Below are 19,567 nucleotides of genomic sequence, written 5' to 3' on the forward strand. Positions count from 1 at the left end.
ACCCGCAAGGCGGTCGGTCATGCACGAATGCACGGCGCAGGAAAGCGCGCTAAGGCGCTAACTCAAGCCTTGGGAGGGTTCCACACGGTACCTGAGTATCCGCGCGGTGGAACATCGATCACATGGGCGCCCACAGCGATAGTAAGCGCGGCCACGCCGATCTGTAAAGAGCCGTTTACAGGGGAAAGGGCGACTAGCCCACCGCATGCGCAGAACTCGCCATGGCAATCCTCATTGAAAGGATCATGTTCATGGTCGTCGTGATGCTGCGTAGGACCATGCTCCTCATGGAACAGGTCGTGGAACTCTTCTCCTGTATGCTGCTCCAAAAAATGGGCAACTACACTAGGGACATGAAGCCACTCGTGCATCTCAAGCGCACTAAATGCGTAGAGGGCTAGGACGAGACCGAAAGAGGACCGCATGTGGCGCAAAAGTAGAGACTTGAGCGAATGGTTCATGGGGAAGTTGTTCCCCCCTTGGATGGCTGACACCCTCCATATGGACCGTGGCGAATAGTTAAAGAGGCAGACGATGGCCAAGTGAAAGAAGCTACAGTTCAGATTCCTTTAGGAAGTGCCCCCTTGCGCGGGCTGCCAGTTCACTGGTCGTCCCGCGCTCCTTGAGCGATTCCAGCACCACCTTCGTCTTGAAGGCGGCACTGTGCTTGCGGTACGTCCTCTTCATGGTGTCGTGCAGAAATGTACTGACCGCCACCTGTCTTGATCTACCCTTACAATCTCACCCAAGCTTAGTACCTCCTTCTCGTTCCTCTACCAACACGAAGGGCTGCCTTGTGGGGCAACCCTTCGCGCCGTGGCAAGTACCTATGGAGCATGTAGGTCTTGCCGGACTGGTTGAGCTTGGCTTTGGTACAGCGAAGTAAGGGACTTTAGGATCAACCGCAACGGGCCACAGTCAGCCATAGGCGTGACGCTCGGTGTTGGTGGTGTACCGGATCGCGTTGGCTTGCACAGGCTTTAATGGCGAGTGCTCTTTCGAGGGAATCCCCGAGGGCGCGCTAGGCTGTCTTGCCGTGAAAAAGAAAACACCACGGCCACATCGCAACCCTATTCGGAAAGGACAAGCCTCATGAACATTGAACAAGCCAAGACCATTCCCATCGAGAGCGTACTTCGCGCCATCGGGGCTGGCGAGCCGGTCAAGACTGCCTGGGACGGAAAGGATGTCTGGTTCCACTCGCCACTTCGGAAGGGCGACAGTGAGGCAAGCCTTGTTGTGCATCTACAGCGCGGCACGTGGAAAGACTTTGGTACCGGTGCTGGCGGGGATGTGATCGCGCTGGCCCAGGCGCACCTGAACGGCGCGAGCGTATCTGACGCCTTGCGTTGGCTCGAACGTTTTATCGGAGTAGGTGATGAGATATGCATGGATGAATTGGCGAAGACGACTTCACCTGACATTGAGCCGTTCGTACCAGGGCCAGCGGGTTTTGAACTCTTGGAGACACGACGGCTGAGCTATCCGCCCATCCTGGCTTATATCAACACACGAGGCATCGCACTTGAAACCGCCCAGCGCTTTTGCTCGGAGGTCTATTATCAGCGCAAAGGCGAGCCACGCGAACGGCCTTATTTCGGGATCGGCTTTCCCACCAATGCACCGGACAGTTGGGAGGTGCGCGGGCTCAACGCCGAGTTCAAGACAGTTATCGGTCAGAAGGAGATCACAACGCTGTACAGTCACGAAGAACAAGAACCCCATACGTTACATGTGTTCGAGGGGTTCTTCGACTTTCTAACGTTCGAGGAGACTCATGGGCTTCGGTCGGGTGAAGCCGCGCTTGTTCTCAACAGCGCGTACTTGGATCAGCGCGGCATCGCGCACATCAAGAGCGAAAAACGTCTTCAGGGGATTGAGCGTGTGTTGACGTGGTTCGACAGCGATCGCACCGGTCAGGAAGTCACCGCTCGCTTTGCGAGTGCCTTCGGTGATCGGATCTATGGCGACATGTCCCCGCACTACCTCGATGACCACAAGGATTTGAATGCGGCCTACGTTGCGGCCAAGAGGGACGGACGCCGACCATCCTGGCAAATGCGTGAGCTGAACGCTCCTCGCGGGGTGACTCACTTGAGACTTTAGAGAACGTCATCGAAGTTTCTTCGGGTGGAGACTAGGTCTTCGACAAGAGCAGATCGCTTTAGGGTGTTCCCCCTTGCGCGGGCCAAGGCTTCGCGCTGCCGCGCTAACGAGCTGCACGCCGGTATCCCCGACTTTCCTCAGCAAAGCTTCGTGCAAGCCGGGTGATTCCCCCTCCGGCGGTTTCGGCCTTGTCCCTTGCTCACCCCCCACTCGCCGTGTGGCAAGGGTTCATGAAGCGCCCCATGAAATTCCCTTGGGGCTTTACAGGCAACCCCTTCTATCAGGAGATCAGACAATGACCAAACTCTATGCACAACCATACAACATCGATGCAACCGGCTTCTACTTCGATAGCCTGGAAAGCTACCGGCAGCAGTCCGCAAGCCTGCGGGACTCCTATGGTCAACCCGTGGAGGAGTTCGAGATACAGTTCATCGATGGTGAAGACGCTGACATGGAACTGTTCAATGCGCTTGGCATTCACCAGGGCGACATCGGGGCGTTCTTTGAGGCGATCGAGGGCTGGGACGACGATGAGAAGACCCGCGTCGCCATCGCCGTCGGTGAATGCGGCTATGACTTCGATCTCGACAAGGATCGGCCGGAGGACATCGACATGGACATCTATGAGCTGGACTCGCTCACAGAGTTGGCGGAGGAGTTCGTCGAGAACGGACTGTTCGGAACCATCCCTGACAACATCCGCAACTACCTCGATATGGAGGCCATTGCGTGTGATCTCGGCGTGGACTACCACGAGACGGTCATCGCTGGTCGGCGCCTTGTCTATCGTTGCGCGTAGTGTGGAGACGCCTATCATGCAGGAAGGGCATCCGTTTGGGATGCCCTTCTCTCTTGAAGTGTATGTGAGGCTTACTCCTTCACCACGCGCTCCAGTGCTTTCGTGCCATCGGCGAAGTCCAACTGCAGCAAGTAGAGACCATTCTCGTAGCTGCTCAGATCAATAGTCATGCGGTTGGTGACAGCAATGTTCTGCACCCACAGCGTTCGACCGGTAGCATCCATTAGAGTTACGGTCTGGGGCAACGTGTTGGCCGCATGGTCAATCACGATTGTTCCTCGCGTCGGGTTGGGCGCGATGGTGAAGCGCACAGGCTGCGCCTCGATCACGCCCACATTCCCATCACGCAGACAACGGACACAAGCCCCAACAAGCCGGTTCTGGTAGTCTCGTCCAACGCCAGGACTGGTGTTACCCAAGCTGCGACTCCACGGATAGCCGTTGTCGTTCAATGATGCGGTCCACAGGTAACTGTAAGTGTCCAGAAGGAGATAGGTTCCCATGAAGTAGTCGCGGTAGCCGGTAGGGAGGGCCGTGAAGCCACTCGTATTCGTTGCGCCCGTATTGGGACTTTCCCACAAGGTGATGGCCTTCAGCTTGCCGCCGACGTTCTGAGCGACGCCCCGGTTGGGGTCAAAGACCTCCAGCTCATTCGCGGGCATGCCTAAAGACGACTCCAACGTCATCCATTCCTCATCTGTGGGCACGTGCCATCCCAACGGACAGAGGTTGTCGTTACCGGCAGCCAACCAATTGTACAGCTTGCCGTACACGGCATCGTTGTTCGGGTCGTTATCGTAGTTACACCATGCTCCTACGCCAAACATCCCATCCGTCCATCCCATATTGCTGGTGACGTTGGGTATGTTGCTGCCATCTCGATACCGGCTGGTGCGAAGGTTCTCGGCCATCCAGCACTGAGTGCCAATGGTGACCACAGGATAGACATTGCCGTCGATGTCGGTGACGGTGTTGCCGGAGCAGTCTTGTCCTCGAACGCTGAAGGCGATGAGTAGTGCCGCTAGTGCAGTAGTGAGGTTACGTGTGTTCATCTTCTGATGGGGTTTGGTTGTGTAGTGGTCATCAGACCTTGGTTTCAGGGAAGCGGTGGAACGAGCGCTCGACACCAGAACAGCATGGGACAAGGACAATGGAAGCCCACTGCCCATACCGGGAAGCCGGAGGCAATACGGATGAGCAGCGATGCTCCTGGAGACGAAGTGTGGGGCGGCTTTCAAATGGTGAGCGCGGAACCACCACCGAGCCGCTCACCGGAGGCTTACGACGGCCTGAGAGCGCGGACTACGACAGCAGCCCGCGCCCATGTAGGCACACGCTGTGCAGTAGTCCCTCAACTCTCCTTCAGGGTGTCGTAATTCCCGGTGAGAAGGACCGGCGGCATTGCCGCCTGTATGTGGACACGAATATACGGCGCCCTATTCGTTCTCCAATGAGTCGGAGGGAATCACATGCTTAGCTGACCTGGTTCGGTTGCATCAAGCAAACCCTGTCCATCCATTCCTTCTTCTGCTCCAAGCTGGGGCCGTTGCCGTATTTGGGTCGGTTGAACCTGTGACCCATCAGTTCCGCTTGCACACGGTCGGGCGCGTTGATTCCAAGTATCCTGTCCTGGAAGCTATGACGGAACGAGTACACCGAGTGCTGCGCGGAAGGAAGCAGCCCGTTCTGCCGCAGGAACTTGTTTGCGGCGTTGCTCAGATTGTCCGTCTTGTCGCGATAGCGCGGGAAACCTTGCGGACAAGCCCTGAACGCCGCAAGTGCGTACCCGACCAATGGGATCACGCGCTCGCTATGCGCGTTCTTCAGCGTACGCTCCTTACGGTCAGTGATGGTGATATGCGGCACCGGCGCGTTGAGCCGTATGTCTTCCGGCATCAGTCCGGTAAGCTCGGATGGTCGCGCGCCGGTCTCCGCTGCAGAAAGCAAGAACCAGCGTAGCTCCTTGTTCATGTCATAGAGCTTGTCGCTGTGCAGCATGGTTATGATCTGCTCCGTAGTGAACGGCAATCTCTGTTTCTTGAAGCGTGTGGCGAGCTTGACCTTCTTGAAGAGGTGCGGGACGTCCAACCCAACCTTGTAGTGTTCCGACACCAGTTCTAGGATGCCCTTCAGATGAATGAACTCCTTGTTCGCGCTCAGCGCGTTCTGATCTTCGGTGCGAATGCGCTCCAGCCACCAATCTCGGAAGGAAAGCACGTCATCTCGGGTGACATCCTTCAGCTCCTTGTCGCCCGTTAGCCGGATGAAACGATCAATGACGCGGGCACGTGGTCGACGCCACTTGCGCACCTGGTCGAGAGACTTGCCAGCGATCTTGTCCTTGGCCAACTCCCAATACTTGTCCAGCACTTTGCTAAGGGGTAGGAGTGGAGCTTCTTTGCCACCCAACAAAGCCTCAACTTGCTTGGGTGATGCGTCCCTCGTCGCCAGTACGCGCTCAACAAGCTGTTGCAGAGGCAGAGTGGCAACTGCCGACATAGGCTGGTAACTGAAACCAAGCTGATGCGCGACAAGCACGATCTTGCCGAAGCGGCTGGCGTCGTGCAACAGAGTTTCGTTGATGAGGCTCTGCCAATAGGCTTCCACCTCATCGTTGAGCGCGACCGCCTTGCGCCACGCGTGTGCGCGGCTGTCGGTACGGAGCGAGACGCGCACCGTGTCGCGTCGGTCGAGATGGCGGAAGATGTCGGGAACCCGACGGTTGTAGTAGTAGCGTGTGCCGCGCTTGAGAAGAAAGGTCATGGATGTCACCCTGTGTTACAGTTTGCGTGACACTCTTCTATACTCGCCGTAATCGAGGTGTTGCCGAAATCGAAAAACACGTTCCCTTTAAAGGTGATAAATGCCTTTAAAAGCCCGAAAGGCTGGCGGAGAGGAAGTGGTCACACAAAAACATCCGCACCGCTCGTTCTTCAGGTTTATCAAGCACTTGCGCTGGGCTGTACCAAAGAGTGTGTGACAGGCTGAAGTGCGATCACGGTATCATATCAGCGGCCACGTGTAAAGCAACTTTCTTCAGGTCATTGGTTGCTTTTCGCATCTCCTTCTCCTCGTGCAGTCTCTTGAAAATCGGCAGGTACTTGTCACCGCCGTCGCGGATGATGCGTGCCATGACCGCATAGGCGTCGTCGAGCATCGTATCGGTCACGGTTGCTTGTTTGTCCATGGGTGAACTCCTTTCCAAGAGGTCAGCCTAGCAGGATCAGCCCGACCATCAAGAACAGTCCGCATCCGTTAACACGCGATAAGGGTGACGGTACAAGCGCACTTCCACACATGCGTATGCGCTCGCTTTAAGGCGCTTTAACTGAGGGTGAATTCAGCGACACTCTCTTGCGCGTTCGATATACAGGGCTCCGCGCCGAAAGGCATGTTCACCGCCAGCAAAGGAGTTCCCCATGCGTTCCATGCACAAGCATGATGTTTTGCTTTCCATTCTCGACCGTATCAGCGCTGAAACCCGTGATGCGCAGCACAGCCGATCACCAGAAGTTCGAGGCTGTTGTCCGACATGCCCGTATCGCTTCGATCCGCTGCTCGATCGCTACGAGGCGTCGGCCTTCACGGGCTTCAAGCCTGGCACATTGGCCGTGTGGGACAGTACCAAAGCGTACGACCTGGAACCGATCAAGTTCGGCAACGCGGTGCGCTATCGCTTGTCCAGCCTCAACCGCTTCGCCGACGAGCGCATCCGGCCATCACGTCGGTAAGTGAAGAACGAGTCCTCAGTGTCTCGCTCACTTCAGCAAACGCACCCATCATCATCATTTTCGATTAGGAGTCATCATGAACCTCTGTTATGCCGATACCATCCCTATACGCACCATCCTCGACAAGCTCGGTCTGGAGCCCGTCGCAGAAACATGCGACCACGCTTTCTTCCTCTCACCCTTCAATCCACACCACCCCGTCCCCAGCTTGAAGGTGGATCACCGCTCTAACACTTGGAGCGACACAAGCACAAGCAGCAAGGGCGGCCCGTTCGAGATGGTGCAAGCTTGGCTGGTGCATCAAGGCTTCCAGGGCACGGAAGAGGACGTTCTGCATTGGCTGCGATTCAACATCGGCTATCCGTCGCTGGTAACGCTGTTCGGCCTGACAGAAGGCACACCATTGGACACCTACACGTTGTTATCCAAGACAACGTTACAAGAAGGTGCCTTGATCCGCTACGCCATGCGCCAAGGCATTGCCCGCGATCAGGCCGGTAAGATGTTCAAGCAGATTCACGTGCGCAGCATGGACACAGGCGAAGAGTTCAAGGCACTTGGTTACCGGAACGAAGTCGGCGGCTATGCGATCTACAGCCCGCACGTCGCCGGTATGACGCCGATTGCAGCGATCAGCTTTATCCGTGGACGTGAGCACAAGCCTGAAGGAGTCAACGTCTTCAAGAACATCTTCGACTACTACGCGGTGATGCGAAGCCGCCAAGACACACCGTTCGACCAGGACAGCATCATCCTGCACGACTATGCCTGTGCCGATGATGCCGCCACCTACATCCGTGGCTACCGCTACAAGCATCTCTACAGTTGGTTTCCCGCTGATGAACGCGGCCGACGCACCACCGAAGCGTTCGACTGGCTATGCGGAACGGAACCAGACTTGAAGCACAGGGCGATGAGCTTGGACATGTGAGTGACTAAGTGACTTCTTGGCTCAGGTCTTGACAAACACGATTCTGACATGGAAGCTGTTAGAAGGAACTTTCGCGCAACTTTACCTCTTCCATGGCGGGTTCAATCCTGTGCCATGCATACTAGTAGTACAGGCCTATGACAGACAAGACAATCGAACTGGATGGCGAGTCGGAGAAAGAGGGGGACCTTTCTTTATCCCTGTGGATTGAGGGGGATGATTTCACACGACGTTTCGGTCTCCGCGCTCCCAATCTAATGTGGCTGCTCGGAGCGGGCGCCTCGGCTTCGGCGGGAATCCCGACCGCGTGGGAGATGGTTTGGGAGTTCAAGCAACAGCTTTTCGTTCATCAGCGTAAGGCGACTCTTAAGTCCGTCTCTGACTTGGCCAATCCCGCCATTCGCGCCCAGTTGCAGGCCCACATCGATTCGTCTGGAACGCTACCCGCCTTGGACTCTCTTGAGGAGTATGCAACACTGTTCGAGACACTCTATCCGTCCGAAGGAGATCGACGGACCTATTTGGACAGGAAGATGGCCAGTGCTCGTCCTTCGTATGGCCATGTCGCCCTTTCTTGCCTTATGAAGGCGGATAAGGCAAGGCTTGTATGGACGACGAACTTCGACCCACTGGTTGCGGATGCTTGCGCTAAGGTGTTCGATACAACGGGGAAGCTCACAACCATTGGCTTGGAAGGCACAGAGCAAGCCGCCCAGCTTATTGGAGAGGGCCGTTGGCCAATTGAGGTAAAGCTGCACGGCGATTTCCGTTCACGGCGACTTAAGAACACGTCGGCTGAACTGTTGAGCCAAGACATGTTGTTCAGGCGTACTCTAGTTGATGTTTGTCGCCGTTTCGGCCTTGTTGCAGTCGGATATAGCGGTCGCGATGAGTCGGTGATGCGAGCACTTGAAGACGCGCTAGCTGAACCGGGTGCTTTTCCCGCTGGGCTTTTCTGGCTTCATAAAGGCGAAGGTGCGCCACTTCCACGAGTGGTTAGTTTGTTGAATAAGGCCCTTCAGCAGGGCTGCGAAGCCGCGTTGGTCAAGGTCGAGAATTTTGACGAAGTGCTTCGTGACCTGGTTCGACCAATGGCCGATAGCCTTGACATGGCTCCACTGGAAAAATTTGCCTCGGAACGGAGTCATTTTAGTCCACCTCCTAGGCCTGGAGGTAACCGGGGATGGCCCATTGTAAAGCTAAACGGGTTGCCGCTACGAGTGGTCCCGACGACTTGTCGTCGGGTGGTTTGTGACGTGGGTGGCTTTGCGGAAACACGTGCTGCGATGTCCGAGGCCAATGTCGATGTCATTGTTTCGAGAGTCAGAGATGGAGTGCTAGCCTTTGGCAGCGATAGGGATATCAAGAAGGCTTTGGAGAAGTATAATATTACGGCGTTCGACTTGCACACAATCGAGCCTCATCGCCTTCGATATGATTCTGGTGAACGAGGTCTCTTAAGGGATGCGCTTACGCGTGCGCTTGTCCGACAACACGGATTCGTCCACCATCACAAGCGGAGTTCCGACTTGCTTGCTCCATCTAACCCGAATGACACAAAGTGGAATGCGTTACGACAGCAGGTCGGGTCATTGGCAGGGGTAGTGCCAGATCATCCTGAGCTAACCTGGGTCGAAGGCATTTCGACGAGATTGGACTGGGCAGACGGACGCGTCTGGTTGCTCTTTGAGCCGCGTTTGGTTTTCGCTGGTCTCAATCTCAGTAACAAGGCAGCCGCAGCCGACTTCTCAAGAGAGCGTGGGGTGAGGCGCTATAACAGGCAGACGAACGATATCATGGAGTTCTGGTCTGGTGTCCTTGCAACGAGTGGTGAAGAACTCAGAGCATTGGGCATCGGTGACGGCATTGACGCCGTCTTCGGATTGTCTTCTAGGCCTGCCTACTCAAGACGGATGAGCGCATGACGACCGAGATCGAATCACACCTCTGGATACCGGAACCCGAACTTTCCTTTCATCCTGATCGGGATTCAGATCGGGACATTCATCCATTGCGAGGCCTTGTGCGTTTTGGGCCTTATTCCAAAGGATGGGTGCCAGATCCTATTCGTGTTGCGACACTTACTCCTTACGGTGAGAGCCATAGGCTCTTTGCTCTGATGCGCGAACTGCAAGGATCACTGAAGCCCAATGAACGTAAGGACTATTTGCCAGATTGGCCGGGCTTTCATGGTGTCTTTGGGGTGAAAGCAAGGTCAGCTGGCAAGTCATGCCACGTAGAGTTGGCGCCAAGCCTTGATGCGGAGTTCGAGCAGTCTGCTACCCCTCACATAGTGCTTGTGGAGCACGTTGTAAGAGCAATTCATCAGCTCTATGCACGCAGAACTGAGTTTGATGTGCTCTTCATCTACGTACCGAAGCGATGGGAGCGCGGATTCGTTGGTGGTGAAGGAGAGGATTTTGACTTACACGATCATCTCAAGGCCGCCGCTGCAGGAAGGCGGTTGCCAATACAATTGGTGCGTGAGGACAAGGCCCTGGCGTATCCGGACAGGGCAAGCGTCGCATGGCGCGTTGGACTTGCGCTGTACGCGAAAGCGGGGGGTGTTCCTTGGAAACTTGCTGGGTCTGATCCAGAAATGGCATATATTGGAATATCCTATGCCGTCCGACCAACAGCTTCGAACCAGCCACGGTTTGTGACATGTTGCAGTCAAGTGTTCGATTCAGATGGAGCCGGACTAGAATTTATCGCCTACGACGCGCGTGATGTGGAGGTTCAACGCGACAATCCGTTCTTGTCGCGAACAGAGATGTTCCGGGTTATGACGCGATCACTGGCACTCTATCGTGCCCAGCATGCTGGACGCTATCCGCGAAGGGTGATGGTGCATAAGACAACAGAGTTCAAGAAGGAGGAGATTGAAGGCTGCATGGAGGCCTTGTATCTCTGTGAGGCTGTTGACCTGATCCAGATCGTTGAGGATGTTTCTTGGAAGGGTATACGCGTTGAGCGAAATGAACGAGATGGCAAAGGGGTTTCGGCCTTATGGCCAGTTCATAGAGGTACCCTTGTCGGTCTTGGGCCGAAAGAAGCTCTGCTCTGGACGCATGGTGATGTCAGGGGAATCGCACAGGGTAAGGCATTCTTTCAGGGTCAAAGAGGAACACCTCGTCCACTGCGGATTGTAAGGCATGCTGGTCACGGACCTTGGGATGATACGGCCCGTGCAATTCTGGCACTATCCAAAATGGACTGGAATAATGATGCGTTGTACGACCCTCTGCCGATGACCCTTGGCTATGCGAAGGTCCTAGCGCGAGTGATGAAGCGCATGCCCGTGCTTGGCAAGTCTGCGTATCAGCTTAGGTTCTTCATGTAGCAGTGCACTCTGGGGTACTTGGAGTCACTTACTCGTTCTACCCATTCGCCGTGAGCACAATCTCGTTGACCACCGGCTGGTCATTCGACAGGGTGGCGTTGTAGCGCGGATCGGTGGCGGTGATGAGCTTGGGCAGGTGGTTGGCCAGCTCATCGAGCAGCCCTTTCAATCGCAGGCCTTTGAGCGTGACGCTGTGTGAGGTGAAGATGAGAAGGATGCAGGTCTCAGGCTCAAGCTCGTCGCAGAACATGAGGTAGCTGTAGTTCAAGAAGAACCGGCGACCATCGCTGCGCTCGAAGATGATGTTGCGCACGTTGCTTTGCGCGGGGTAGTTCTCGACCGCCGCTTTGTCCGACGCATCCTGCTCGGGCGTGGTCGGGTCGTTCGCCTGCATCTCGCCGTAGCGCGACTTATAGTCTTGGTTCATAGTCGCGGTCTTTGCGGGAATGTGAAACGAGCTCACGTGTCGGCTCTGGTTCGCGATGCGGCTCAGGTGCCGAACGGTCTTCACGCTGCTTGTGCATGACATGCTCCTGGTGCTCGATCAGGTGTGCAATCTCCAAAGCCGATGTTCGATCACCCAGACGCTGCGCATGGTCGAGAAGACCTTCCTTGTCGTCGGTATAGATGCGAATGCGCTCGCGGGAGCGTGATGCGGACACATAGAACTGCTTGGCGTTTGTAGCCGAGAACGTCGCTTCCGGTTGTGCGATCAGCACCTCATCGACGGTCTTGCCTTGCGATGCATAGGAGGTCACGCAGTGCGCGTGATCGATATGCCCGAACTCGCGTGAGACGTGATAGACCTGTTTGCTCGTCTTGCTCTGCAACTCAATGCGTCCGTCCTTGCGCACTGCACGCACTTCGAACATCTGTCCGTTATCCATGCGCCGCTTGTCACGGTCGTAACTGTTGCGCGTGATGGTGACGGCATCGCCCTTGGCGAGGGCAATCTCAGAGCGTTCCAGCACATCGAACGCGCTGGAACGACCTTGGGGTAGTTGCACGGTCGTACCGGTGCGTTCATCCTTGATTAGAACTTGGGCGTCCGATGCGCTGTCGATCACCCATTGACTGCCGCGCTTGATGTCCGGGGCGTGCTGAGTGAACTGGACAATCTGACCTGGCTTATAGTTCTGCCAGTCTTCTTTCTCCGCCGCCGTGAGGTGCAGGTTTTGAAGGCGGTCGGCCTTGATTTCTTTCTTGCCCAAGCGTCCGGCCTCACGCAGCCTCACGCGGATGTCGTCGGTCAAGCCACGCCGATGCGCGTTGGTCGGACACACGACCAGCACGGACTTCTTGCGCTTAACCGCATCGAGATAGTCGTCCACCAACTTGGCGTTGGGCTGTTCACGATCAATCTCGACGATAGCGCCCATACGGTCGAGCTTGTCGAAGCCTTGCCTAACGTCACCCTTGGCAAGCATGCCAACCGCATCGCGGTGCTCGGCGTTCTTCTGCCGGTAGATTTTGGACACTTCGGCGGTTCTGATCTTGCCGACCGTGTTGAGGATGCGCAAGGCATCGCCGCGCTGGACGCTTGAATGTTGGCGCGTATCACCGCCCAAGATCACCCGTGCGTTGTTCTTGGTCGCAAGATTTAGGAGCGCCGTCATGTCACTTGTCCCGAGCATGCCCGCCTCATCGACCCAGAGAACACCGTCTTTCAAACCCTCCTGCAGTTGCTTGTTCAGCAACAGCGCAGCAACCGTGTCGGCCTTCTCGAATCCTTCACCGCGCAGCACATCGCGCGAGGCGATAGAGGTGGGAGCGACGACGGTGACGTGCTTGCCCTTGCGTTCCATCCACGTTACCGCCTCAACCATCAACGTCGTCTTGCCCGATCCGGCCGCCCCACGAATGATCGACACTCTATCGGGTGTGGTCAGCACATGCTCAACGGCTTTGCGCTGCGCCCCATCGAGCTTCACCTTCGGCGGCTCAGCGTAAAGTGGCGTGAGCTTACCGATGCCGCTTCGGGCCAACGCCACCATGCGCTTCTCTTCCGAGAGGACAGCCCTGGTAGTGCAAAGCACCTGGCCGTGCTCTTCAACTCGCAACAGGGAAGGACTGCTCAGGAAGAGCGTATTGGCTTCTTCAATGGTAGCTGATCGGTGGCCGATTGATTGCGTGTAGAGGGTGGCAAGAAGTCGTCGCTCGGGAACCACCGACGCTTTGTCAAAGTGATGCTTGACGGCATGGTCAAGGCTGGCTTTGGAGATACCGGTCTTCTCTTCTTTGGCCGCGCCAAAGCGGATGGACTTGCCGCCTTCGGTCTCGGACATGCCTAAAGCTGCAATCTGTTCCCGCCAGTTAGCTTTCAATTCAACCATGCTTAAGCCTTTCTGTTTCTTGGAACGGGTACGAGCACCCAGCTCGTCAAGTGCTTTCGCATCGGTGATGCCTTTCTCTTTGGCTATCTGTCCGATCTCGTTCGTGCGCTTGGAGAAGTGGTCAAGCGCTCGTTGCGGAACACCTTCAATCTCGAATGACTTCTTCGTCCGGCGCACATCGTATCCAAGGTCGATCAGCTTGTCCGACAGCCTCTTGTGGAACAAGGCTTGGTAATACGGCATGTCCCGCTTGATATCGCGGAACTGCCCGGCCTTAATCCGCTGTTCGTCAGGATCATACGTAGCATTGAAGACGTAGCAATGCGCGTGCATATGAGGGTCAGGATGATGGCCTTCGACAGGTCGCGCCGTCTGATGGATAAAGTCCATCCAGAGCAACTCTCCGGTGGATCGGTCAGCATAGGTCTTACCCCTCCGAACGCGTGCCTTGCTGTCTCTTTCGATGTCCGCCATCGTCTCGGCAACACTTCCTCGGAACGCTTCCAGTATATGATCGTCCTTGGACAGTACATGCACCAACGACACGGATTTGGGAACGTGAAAATTTACATCGTAGCCGGTCGTGCGGTTTGCCTTGGTGCGAGGGGTGAGTGGTTTGCCCGTGCTCGGATGCCGGTTCTCACACAAGGCGAAGAAGTCTTCGCGTGTGGCACGACCTTGTAACCCGAGACGTGAGGCAAGACGACCCTGGAAGTTACCTCCAAGCTCCTGATCTTCGAGGTAGTAGTCGGACTTGAGCAGCGCGTCCGAGTAATAGGACTTGGCCTGTGCCGCCGACACGCTTTGCACCATACGGATCATGGCAGGTGGTATAGCGTGTCGGCAGCGTTGGCTGGAAAGAACCGCCCTCCATTAAGGCCAGTGCGAGAGCGCGGTAGGAGCGAACCGCGACCAGGGAAGCCGTTAAAGCCAGTAGAAGAAGAACGTACAGACATCTTCCCTTAGCGGTGCTAACGACCCTACAGAACCTCCGGAGCGTGCTCTTCTTCCTCGATCATCTCCTCCGCTAGCTGCTCACGCAGTTCTCGCTTGGTCGGGAATCTGGCGCGGAAGCGCATGCCGCGTTTCGACTCTTCATTGTCCACGAGCGCGCGTTTGAGGTCCTCGTTGCAGATCATCTCGTCGATTCGGTCCATGATGAAGTGGTCGCCTTTGGAATAGGCAGCCGCCTTGCTCACCGAATAGACGATGGCACAGAAGATGAACAACCAGCCGAGCATGGTCTGACCGATGGGCAACAGCACCATGCCGGCAATGAAGGCTGCCAGCGGCTCCAGCCAAATCTCCTGCACACGGATGTTAAAGCCCGAGTTGCGGAAGGGTGGCAGGAGATAGCCGTCGCTCAGACTGAATCGGGCAAAGTCGAAGACCGAAGGCTCGCGTTTGACTTCCAGGTAGCGCAGTCGTGCGAAGAACCCATAGGCCGCCACGAACGCGTACCAGAGAACGTTGTTCCCAATCACGCTTCCGAGCGAAGGGCCGGAGCCAAATCGACCGGACGGGATCAGGAGTTGGAACATCGGGATAAGGAACAGGATGATCCCGACCGTGATCGCCGAAGCCAAGCCGAAGTAGCGCTCGCCCATGTTGTGGCGTAGAAACACTTCCAAGACCAGTCGGGGGTACGAGCAGATACGGAGAAAGGCGTTGAAAATCGCGTCGAGCAGCACGTTGCGACGAGTCATGTTCGCGCGGTAGAAGAGGTTCTTTTTCATGGGAATTGTGGGGTTTGAGGTTGGTTAGGTGAGTGAGGGTTTCAGAGGCGTGTAGTTCTGTGGGAAGGTGACGAGGTGATGGTTGAAGCCGCTGGCGAAGCGTTTGCCTTGCACATGCATGTAGCCCACCACCTTGAAGTCGTTTTCCGGGCCGCCGGTCTTCAGGCCAACGAACTGTTCGGGGCGCACCATTCGGCGCAAGACCCAAGAAGTGTTCTCCGAAGCACTGAACCCACCGGCGACGGCGACGCCGGTTTGGGTCTCTTCAGTGAAGGCTTCGCCGATCAGCTCGGAGGCGTAAGCGTTGGTTTCAATGTCGGCGTTGGCATGGAAGATCTTGGTGCCTAACGTGCCGATAAAGCTCTTGACACGGTGGGCGCTACGATCACCGCCCATGCTCGCATGGTAGTTGGGCAGGTTCTGTGAGATATAGACCGTGGCGATGCGGCTGCTACGGGCGGTCGCTTGGTATTCGGCGTCGTAGGCGTGGAGGAAGTGCTGCGCCTCATCCGCCCACAGGAATACTGGGCGACCATTGGAGCCTATGTCCCTGGCCTCCATCGCACGTTGCCAGATATACTTGAACATGATTTGGCAATCGCGGCCTACAGCGTGGTACTTCTTCACCGGCAGGTTGATCAGGATGATCTTACCCTTGGTGTAGCAATCCTCCGGCGAGAAAGTCGAGGCGTGACGGAACAGCAGCGTGTTGCACGGGTCTTGCAGCAGGCCGTAGAGAAACCCTAGGAACGAGAAGTCGATGATAGAGCGCGTCTTGCCGCTCAGCTTGTTCAACACCTCGAAGAAGAAGTTGTCGAGCTGCTGCATCCGGCGCAACTCAGGGATCGCCTCGTCCTCCTGTTGGGCAAGCTCGCCTTTCGTCAGGCGTTGCAGCGTGTCCGATGGCAGGCCCTTGCGGAACTCTTCGACCAGCCGATCCACTTTCTGCTGCGCCGTGATAAAGGCCCGGTCATAGGCGCTGTAGTCCTTTTTGTCCGAGCGCGGGGGCGTCGTCTGGCCTTCCGCGTTCTGCGGCATGGATTGCGCCACGTCGTGCAACAGTTGCAGCGTCACCTTGCCGTAGGCCAGTTGGCACAGATCGATGATGTTGAACATCACCATGTCTAGGGCCGTCTCCCAGAAGGCATCGTCCTGCTTGCCACTGGACTTCTCCTGGCTCGCGCTGATCACCGTCTTCAAGACCTGCACGATGTTCTGTGCAAACGAGCCCTCCCCTTCGGCAGAGATGTACTCGAGCATATTGAAGCGGCTCAGTTGACCGGGTTCGACGATTATCAGATCATCCGTCCTGCCCGTAAGCCGACACATCTCTTGCCAGTGTTGCCGTTCGTCCGTCTTACAACACAGTACAAGACCACCCATGCCGTGCGACAGGTACTTCAGCGCCAGCACACGTCCGGAACCCGAACTCTTGCCCGAACCGATGCCACCGAAAATCTGCACGCCTTCGACAGCGTTGCGCACCGTCCAGGTGAAGGGGGGCTTGCCACCTTCTTCCGGTATCTGCAGCAACGGATTGTCCAGGTTCCAAAGCGGCTCCTGCTGATCTCTGGCAAGCGCGAGTATTGGGTTCATGGAGTTGTCTTGGTTACAGGGACTTTGATCCTTCGGCGGCGCGGTGAACGGTTCCGTGGTCCGGCAACATGCTGGTCGAGCGCTGCTTGTGCAGCGTCCATAGAGACCTGGGTCGTAGCCCGTTCCTCATCGCCATAGTAGACGGCGAGCACATCGTCTAACCGGATGTGCCGCCGTGCGGCCACGACGTAATGTGAACGAGGGTCTTCCATGGCGCTGCTGGGTTAGCGGCGGCAGAACAAGGGGCGCAACCTGCGCCCCTTGTCCTTTGCCGTGGTTTGGGGAGGCTTACCTCACCATTTGGTACTCTTGCGAGCACCAGCCGGTGTGTTGTACTGGCCGCCGTTGATACGGACGCTTTTGCCCGTTTCAGAGAAGGTGACGCTGCCACCTCGTCCGTTCGTCAATCGACTGCCATCCGAGTTCGGGCCGTACCCTTTGCTTTCAGCGATGGCTGAGACCCGCTGACGGTCTTTACTGTTGAGGCTCATGGCCTTTGGGTTGTTTAGCGCTGGGCTTCATTGCTCAGCGAGGCCAAAGCAAGATGGCGGGGTATGTGCAAACCTTTGCACCTTTGAAGTGCCCTCCGCTGACATACCATCTCACCAGACCTCCAACCCACAAGAACGATGGGTAGAGAACCGAAACGTTGGGTGAACCCCTACCTCATAGCGCTACTGAAGCGCATGCTTGCGTACGAGGTTGTACAGATGGGGGATGAGCCAAGCCGCTTTCAAATCGCTGATTTCTGTTTCAAGCGTGCTTGTCCCAACGGTCAGAGCGCACTCAAGTTTAGGGACGGTGGTCCAGGATACAATAAAGAAGCGCACACAATCGGCGAGAGAGTGTATGCATTTCTTAGGAGTACTGATTATTCGTTCACAACTTATATTCTTGATTGCATTGTTAAAGAATTAACGTTGATCGATGGATTGCAATGTTGGGTTGAGTTTAGAGCGAAGTATGAGAAGGATTCGGGGGCCACAATGGCAAGTTTAGAAGATCGTGAAGGTGTTAAGCCGAGCGAAATGTTCTCTCAGAAAGTCTTGGCTCTGGCAAACAGGACGATAATTCGACTGCATTATGAGCGCATTAGAGTTGGTGCAAGTGGGCGGCACACTATTTTGGCTCATCAGAAATGGGAAGAGAATATTATAAGAACTGCTTCCATTGAAGAATTGAAGGACATTGAGAAGCTCTCGCGCAGGGTTATGCCTTGTCCAATAAATGGCTTTGAAATTAAGAAACCATGGCTCAATAAGAATCCCAATACATTCTATGTCTACATCGACGACTATGGGCTATGGGGTCATGTATGCTTGTTACCCTTGAAGCCTGGATGCTACGCGCTGCTCAAAAGCGGGAAGTTTGACGGCGATTCTATTGCCGCCGATGATATTCATTCGCTGGAGGAAAGGGAGCAGGCGAAATACATCTATGTTGAGAGCCTAGTTTGCACGATTAGAGGGGCCCTACCAGGGCTGGCTTCGGTTTTCACTAAGATGATTAACAGTCTCGCGGTACTGAGTCCCAATCTTGTTATTTGCGCCATACCTGGGTCAATCGAGGGCATTCGACTCCTGAAGAGATGTGGATTCAATAGAACGGGTTGGATTACTACTGCTAGCGATGGACTAAAGTACGAATATCACGAGACGACTCTCGGTGTGGTGCAAGCACGGTTGAAAGGGTTGACTGCTAGATTAGATGCATATAACAGCTTGGAGAGAATGAAGTTTTCGGAGAATGAGTGAAATTGGTAGATTTGTATTGACAGGAATGACTTTATAGATTATGTTATATTTAGAGATGAGCACAGGAGAATCAGTATGCACGTTGGACATTTCTTTACCGGATTACAAATGGATAAGCTCATAGGCAAGGACGTCAATGTGGAAGAGGATGATCCACCTGTCGTAAAGTTGGAGATTCCAAGTATTGGCCTGACATATCTTATTAATTACCTAGATCCGTGCAGACTTAGAATATGCCACGGAATATCAAATCGCCGCAGAAAACCTCACAACTTTGACGTTCAAAGGCTGCTTGATAAGGCTGAGGAGAATGGACATGAGGTTACCAATGACTACCACTTCTATGCTCTTCAGCCGTTGTCCGTATATTCTCTAGTTGCGAAAGAGATTGGTATGTCGAGGCCGGGTTCTACTGATGAGGATTCAGATGAATTCGTTAATGCTCTTGAGGCTTTGGACAATAGGGGCGAGCTTCCTGCCGAGATTAAGAATGAGCGGGCACGTAGCTGGGTAAGATCTCGCTTACCGCCTCGCTCTAATCGGGGGTGAGTGGTTGGCAGCCTCCGCGCCGCTGGTGAGGTAGGCTTTGCGGTAGGCGATGATGGTGAAGGTGCGGTAGTCGAACGACGTGAGTTCGGGGACATTCACCAGGGCATACTTGTGCATGATCTCACGCAGCATCATCTCCGGTTCTAGGGAGTAGACCAGATCGGGCACTTCGCCAAAGAACTTCTCGACCTTGTCCGAGACGCGGTTCTTGTAGTCGGTGAGAGTGTTGCTGTAGCGGCGATACTCTTCCTTGGTTGGGTTGCAAATATTCGACCACCCATGCTTGTTCATGTCATCGTTGCGGATATGGGTGACATGCGTGAGAACACCACCCACAAACTCGTCCTCGGTGATCATGCCGGTATCACGCTGTTCGATCAGTGTGCGGATAAAGACCTCGTGCGGGATGATGATGTTCTGCTGAGGCAGGTAGCCCAGCAACCAGACGATTTCAGCAAGGGCGCGGCGCTCATGCTGGGGATAGACGGAAGCATAGGCCATGATGTCCGACCAGCCGATGGTGAGCGAACGGCCGAGAGCGATCGCGGCCTCCTCCCGTTTCTGGTTACGGGTTAAGACTGCATCTGTCGGTGTGTGGGTCATGCGCGCCCCCTTGATCGGCCGGATGGATGAGGTGCGGCTTAGGATAGCATAACTTCGCTCTCAGATCAAGCAAAAAGCAATGG

The 19,567-nt window shown here is 55.5% G+C and carries 18 protein-coding genes; 8 read left to right on the plus strand and 10 right to left on the minus strand.

The annotated features are described in order from the left end of the window. Nucleotides 1-62 precede the first annotated feature (62 nt). Entirely contained in the window at nucleotides 63-461 is a 399-nt protein-coding gene (locus IPK70_09920) for a hypothetical protein (GenBank protein ID MBK8227475.1), read from the minus strand. A 631-nt stretch (nucleotides 462-1,092) separates the two neighbouring features. Between IPK70_09920 and IPK70_09925 the strand changes: the two genes are divergently transcribed. Beyond that, a complete protein-coding gene (locus IPK70_09925; GenBank protein MBK8227476.1) occupies nucleotides 1,093-2,106 on the plus strand; it encodes a toprim domain-containing protein in 1,014 nt (337 codons plus the stop codon). 295 nt (nucleotides 2,107-2,401) lie between these two features. After that, on the plus strand, nucleotides 2,402-2,908 hold the full coding sequence (locus IPK70_09930) for an antirestriction protein ArdA (protein MBK8227477.1): 507 nt from the start codon (nucleotides 2,402-2,404) through the stop codon (nucleotides 2,906-2,908). 71 nt (nucleotides 2,909-2,979) lie between these two features. Here the strand turns inward: IPK70_09930 and IPK70_09935 are convergent, their stop codons facing one another. From IPK70_09935 to IPK70_09945, 3 genes are all read right to left on the minus strand, one after another. Next, complete coding sequence (locus IPK70_09935) at nucleotides 2,980-3,960, minus strand: T9SS type A sorting domain-containing protein (GenBank protein ID MBK8227478.1); 981 nt, start codon at nucleotides 3,958-3,960, stop codon at nucleotides 2,980-2,982. Nucleotides 3,961-4,381: 421 nt separating this feature from the next. Then, entirely contained in the window at nucleotides 4,382-5,671 is a 1,290-nt protein-coding gene (locus IPK70_09940; GenBank protein ID MBK8227479.1) for an integrase, read from the minus strand. A gap of 232 nt (nucleotides 5,672-5,903) precedes the next feature. Beyond that, nucleotides 5,904-6,095 carry a hypothetical protein gene (locus IPK70_09945; GenBank protein MBK8227480.1) on the minus strand — a complete coding sequence of 64 codons (192 nt, stop codon included), beginning with the start codon at nucleotides 6,093-6,095 and terminating at the stop codon, nucleotides 5,904-5,906. Nucleotides 6,096-6,462: 367 nt separating this feature from the next. On the opposite strand from IPK70_09945, the gene IPK70_09950 reads away from it, so the two are divergent. From IPK70_09950 to IPK70_09965, 4 genes are all read left to right on the plus strand, one after another. Next, complete coding sequence (locus IPK70_09950) at nucleotides 6,463-6,639, plus strand: DNA-binding protein (GenBank protein MBK8227481.1); 177 nt, start codon at nucleotides 6,463-6,465, stop codon at nucleotides 6,637-6,639. Nucleotides 6,640-6,715: 76 nt separating this feature from the next. Then, nucleotides 6,716-7,570 (plus strand): hypothetical protein, encoded by an 855-nt coding sequence (locus IPK70_09955; GenBank protein MBK8227482.1) that lies wholly within the window; start codon nucleotides 6,716-6,718, stop codon nucleotides 7,568-7,570. A 257-nt stretch (nucleotides 7,571-7,827) separates the two neighbouring features. After that, a complete protein-coding gene (locus IPK70_09960; protein ID MBK8227483.1) occupies nucleotides 7,828-9,495 on the plus strand; it encodes an SIR2 family protein in 1,668 nt (555 codons plus the stop codon). Further along, the gene (locus IPK70_09965; GenBank protein MBK8227484.1) at nucleotides 9,492-10,913 is read left to right on the plus strand and encodes a hypothetical protein; all 1,422 of its coding nucleotides are present in this window, start codon (nucleotides 9,492-9,494) and stop codon (nucleotides 10,911-10,913) included. Before IPK70_09960 ends, IPK70_09965 begins: the two co-directional genes overlap by 4 nt. Nucleotides 10,914-10,950: 37 nt before the next feature. Here the strand turns inward: IPK70_09965 and IPK70_09970 are convergent, their stop codons facing one another. The 5 genes from IPK70_09970 to IPK70_09990 form a co-directional block, all read right to left on the minus strand. Next, on the minus strand, nucleotides 10,951-11,340 hold the full coding sequence (locus tag IPK70_09970) for a hypothetical protein (GenBank protein ID MBK8227485.1): 390 nt from the start codon (nucleotides 11,338-11,340) through the stop codon (nucleotides 10,951-10,953). Continuing rightward, a complete protein-coding gene (locus IPK70_09975) occupies nucleotides 11,324-14,068 on the minus strand; it encodes a relaxase domain-containing protein (GenBank protein MBK8227486.1) in 2,745 nt (914 codons plus the stop codon). The genes IPK70_09970 and IPK70_09975 overlap by 17 nt, the downstream gene beginning before the upstream one ends. Nucleotides 14,069-14,226: 158 nt before the next feature. Continuing rightward, on the minus strand, nucleotides 14,227-14,982 hold the full coding sequence (locus IPK70_09980) for a hypothetical protein (GenBank protein ID MBK8227487.1): 756 nt from the start codon (nucleotides 14,980-14,982) through the stop codon (nucleotides 14,227-14,229). A 24-nt stretch (nucleotides 14,983-15,006) separates the two neighbouring features. Beyond that, a complete protein-coding gene (locus IPK70_09985) occupies nucleotides 15,007-16,578 on the minus strand; it encodes a type IV secretory system conjugative DNA transfer family protein (protein MBK8227488.1) in 1,572 nt (523 codons plus the stop codon). A gap of 293 nt (nucleotides 16,579-16,871) precedes the next feature. After that, nucleotides 16,872-17,069, minus strand: coding sequence for a hypothetical protein (locus IPK70_09990; protein MBK8227489.1), 198 nt, complete (start codon nucleotides 17,067-17,069; stop codon nucleotides 16,872-16,874). A gap of 162 nt (nucleotides 17,070-17,231) precedes the next feature. Here IPK70_09990 and IPK70_09995 point away from each other — a divergent pair, with 162 nt between their 5' ends. Beyond that, nucleotides 17,232-18,332 (plus strand): hypothetical protein, encoded by a 1,101-nt coding sequence (locus tag IPK70_09995; protein ID MBK8227490.1) that lies wholly within the window; start codon nucleotides 17,232-17,234, stop codon nucleotides 18,330-18,332. Nucleotides 18,333-18,440: 108 nt separating this feature from the next. Continuing rightward, a complete protein-coding gene (locus tag IPK70_10000) occupies nucleotides 18,441-18,881 on the plus strand; it encodes a DUF2958 domain-containing protein (GenBank protein ID MBK8227491.1) in 441 nt (146 codons plus the stop codon). On the opposite strand, the gene IPK70_10005 is transcribed toward IPK70_10000, so the two are convergent. Then, entirely contained in the window at nucleotides 18,855-19,484 is a 630-nt protein-coding gene (locus IPK70_10005; GenBank protein MBK8227492.1) for a hypothetical protein, read from the minus strand. The genes IPK70_10000 and IPK70_10005 overlap by 27 nt on opposite strands. Nucleotides 19,485-19,567 lie beyond the last annotated feature (83 nt).

The sequence above is a fragment of the Flavobacteriales bacterium genome (genome assembly GCA_016712535.1).
Taxonomy (GTDB): Bacteria; Bacteroidota; Bacteroidia; order Flavobacteriales_F; family PHOS-HE28; genus PHOS-HE28.